Below are 3094 nucleotides of genomic sequence, written 5' to 3'. Positions count from 1 at the left end.
GCTGGCCCGTGGGTGAGCAGCAAATTCCTCAAAAGCCTCACGAATCCCAAAAATACCTCGAATCCGGCTTAAAAATATTGGGTGGTGCCTAACGGCCCGGCTATGAAGCGTTGGCTTGTGTTGCGCCTGCGGCAAGCCTATGCTTTATTAGCCATTGTTGCCACCTGTTATTTTTGTTAGAATGCAACTTCAACCTTATATACTTTCTCTTTTGTTTTATCTTTAAATATTAACATTAATTGATCATTGATTACTTTAGCATCTTTCAAGTCGGAATCAGAGTTCGGACTAATAATATACGATTCAATTATAGTGCCATCTAAATTAACCAATGCAATCCAAGGAGAACCACCAACATTGTTAGAAACAAAATCACCAGATTTAGAATTAGTTTGGCCTAATACTATTAATTTATTATCACTTTCAAAGATATAGCTAATATTATCATAATCTGACCCATCAAGGAATGCACTCCAAATCACGTTATTATCAGAAACTTGGGATAAAGAAGCCAAATATTTATCACTGCCTATTCCATTGCCAGTCTCAGAATGAGCTGTACCTCCAATAAACAAATCTCCCGAAACGGATCCTAAAACAGTAATTATATTGCTACCATTCAATATTGGATAAAACGTTTCTTTAATTATTTCTCCTTGATTATTCACTTCTATTAAATAACTAGAGGATGAATTTATTTCTGATTCATTATTATTTGAAAATGAATTTCCTACTAAGTAAAAACTATCTGATGAATTTGCTATAATCTTTTGAGGGTAATCATTTTTCAGTGTTCCATATGCTTTAATCCACTGTTGATTACCATTATTATCTAACTTCAATAGAAAGAAATCAGAGGATTCATTGTTCTTGAACGAAAAATCTTCATTATCCGAGTATGTTAAACCTAATACCAAATAACCATCATCTACTATGCAGATATCTTCAATCCATTCATAATCTGAACCCCCAAATGAATATTCCCAAGCAATTGACTTACTCATTACGTCCATATTAATTACTTTTGCATCATTATTATTATGACCTGCAAATAATACATTGGAGGGTATTTCTGTTCTTAAACTAGACAATACAAAACCATTGCTAAATTCAGGTATCGCATCTAAGTAGCAGTTCTGTGATAATTTACTGTTTGTAGTTTGAGGTATTATAATTGGCGAATCAGCAGCTGAAATATCAACTGAATCTACATATGATATAATAAAATTAGAAAGTGTACTAAAACTTATGGTATCCTGATAGTTTTTGTTCTCACCTATTTGTACAAATGGAACAATAGAATAATTACTATTAAATAGTAGATTATCTAACTCAATTTCAAAACCATCTTCTGTTGGAACATCAACAGTTACTTCTTGTTTATTGTCTTTATTTGAAAAGAAGTAAAAACCGATTTGATATTCTAATAACAGAATATCTGAACTTGTTGATCCTTGAATATTGATAGTATTTTTATCTTTCAGTGAAATTTCGTTGATAATTACCTTTGGATAGTCAAATGTTTTAAAGGTTTTAACGTCCCCATATTCAGCATTATAATATGCTTTATAATAGTATTCTTGATTTGGTTGTAGATTTAATATTATTTTTGCGAAACTGAGTTCTTTTATATCACTCTCGGACACAGTTATAATCTTAGAATTTTCAAACTCGACATTATCTGCGTATTCAAATCCAGTTTCTTTATTTCCAATATCTGATATTTTCCCATTTAAATATGCAGAGTTCAATGAAACTTCCGTTGCTTCTAGAGTTATGACTTCAATTAAATCTTCTTCGAAAGAAGATAAGTCATCTTTCTTTTCACACGAAATAAATAAAAGTGTTATAAGCAGAATACATAACTTTAATAGTATTGTTCTTGTTGGCATTTTCATACGGTTAATTTATTTTTTAAAATAGATAATTCATTTTATTTTTCAGATATCGTACATGGGTGTGGTCATCAGCGACTTTGATACGGGTAATTGGTGGCAACGGATGGCCGTATGCTGCGTAGCCTGTGTTGCGCCTGCGGCAGGCTATGCAGTATACGGCGTGTTGTAGCCAGTTTTTAATTTTTTAATCATCTATTTATCTTCCCAATCTGGTGATTTACAACTACCACCAATTATTTTCCAAGTCTTAGTTTGTTTGTCATAAACAAATCTATAATCAGGTATGTAACCATTTGTTCCTCCACAAGCAATAGTATAATTTGCTTCTCTAAAATGTAATCCCCCTTTAAAGAAAATTCCCTTTTTTACTTTTAATGCCAAATCTCCAAAGTTTATGTCAATCGTATCTTTTGAAATCTGTTTATGCGTAACTCTATATAACTTTAAAGTCTTGCCGTGCTTATAGGCATAATCAAATAATTCATCTGCTGAAAGGAATTTATAAACGCTATTTTGGTCAAAATTATTCTTAATCCTTTCAGTCTGGACGTTTGGCTCAATGAATTTCCATCCACTTGATAATTGCAATTCAATCCGACTGTTTAAGGCTTTTAAATAAATACTATCCAATGTCGGTTTGTCAATTTGCTCTGGATTATTCGGAATTGTATCAAGTAGCAAACTAATCTGTTTGAAATATTTTGTCTGCGGATAAATTAAAATAATTCCATTACCATTTCCATAAATATATTTTTGGTCCTCACTTTTTAAAACTTCAATTTTTTCAATCCAATTTGGATTTATTGAAGCTGGAATAGTATCAAAATAATACTCAGTCTCATTCATTTTGATAACAAACTTAGGTAACGAATCAAGTGGCTCACTATTTATTCGAGCAGAAATATCATTTAGATTCTGTCCGTAAGTGAAAAGTGAAATCCCCAAAATCAGTATTGTAAATATGTATCTCATTTGCAGTTCGGTTTCTTAAAATTCTGACTAACGGTAAAATTTCAATTTCGTAAAAACCTTTGATTCAACACCATACCATTTTACCGTTATCTTAAGTAATCAATGTCCTTGGTATAGGGGGAATTGGCTACAACGGTTAGCTGCATGATGCGGTAGCAGATTCGCGGTACTGATTGTCCGTCCGACAGGACTGACAATCGAGGCGGGAATCGGCCCAACCAAAG

The 3094-nt window shown here is 32.4% G+C and carries 2 protein-coding genes; both read right to left on the bottom strand.

Going from position 1 to position 3094, the window contains the following annotated elements; all coding sequences use genetic code 11:
- Positions 1 to 176 precede the first annotated feature (176 nt).
- The gene (locus tag ACSX1H_RS18975) at positions 177 to 1892 is read right to left on the bottom strand and encodes a hypothetical protein (protein WP_439185832.1); all 1716 of its coding nucleotides are present in this window, start codon (positions 1890 to 1892) and stop codon (positions 177 to 179) included.
- A 198-nt stretch (positions 1893 to 2090) separates the two neighbouring features.
- The gene (locus ACSX1H_RS18970) at positions 2091 to 2870 is read right to left on the bottom strand and encodes a hypothetical protein (protein WP_439185831.1); all 780 of its coding nucleotides are present in this window, start codon (positions 2868 to 2870) and stop codon (positions 2091 to 2093) included.
- Between the last annotated feature and the right edge of the window lie 224 nt (positions 2871 to 3094).

It is taken from the genome of Carboxylicivirga taeanensis (assembly GCF_051851475.1).
In the GTDB taxonomy this organism is placed as follows: domain Bacteria; phylum Bacteroidota; class Bacteroidia; order Bacteroidales; family Marinilabiliaceae; genus Carboxylicivirga; species Carboxylicivirga taeanensis.
This window is presented reverse-complemented; position numbering and strand designations above follow the sequence as displayed.

Coding starts and splice junctions, on each gene's coding strand:
- ACSX1H_RS18975 (WP_439185832.1), bottom strand. CDS start 1,892: ATGCCAACAAGAACAATACTATTAAAGTTATGTATTCTGCTTATAACA.
- ACSX1H_RS18970 (WP_439185831.1), bottom strand. CDS start 2,870: ATGAGATACATATTTACAATACTGATTTTGGGGATTTCACTTTTCACT.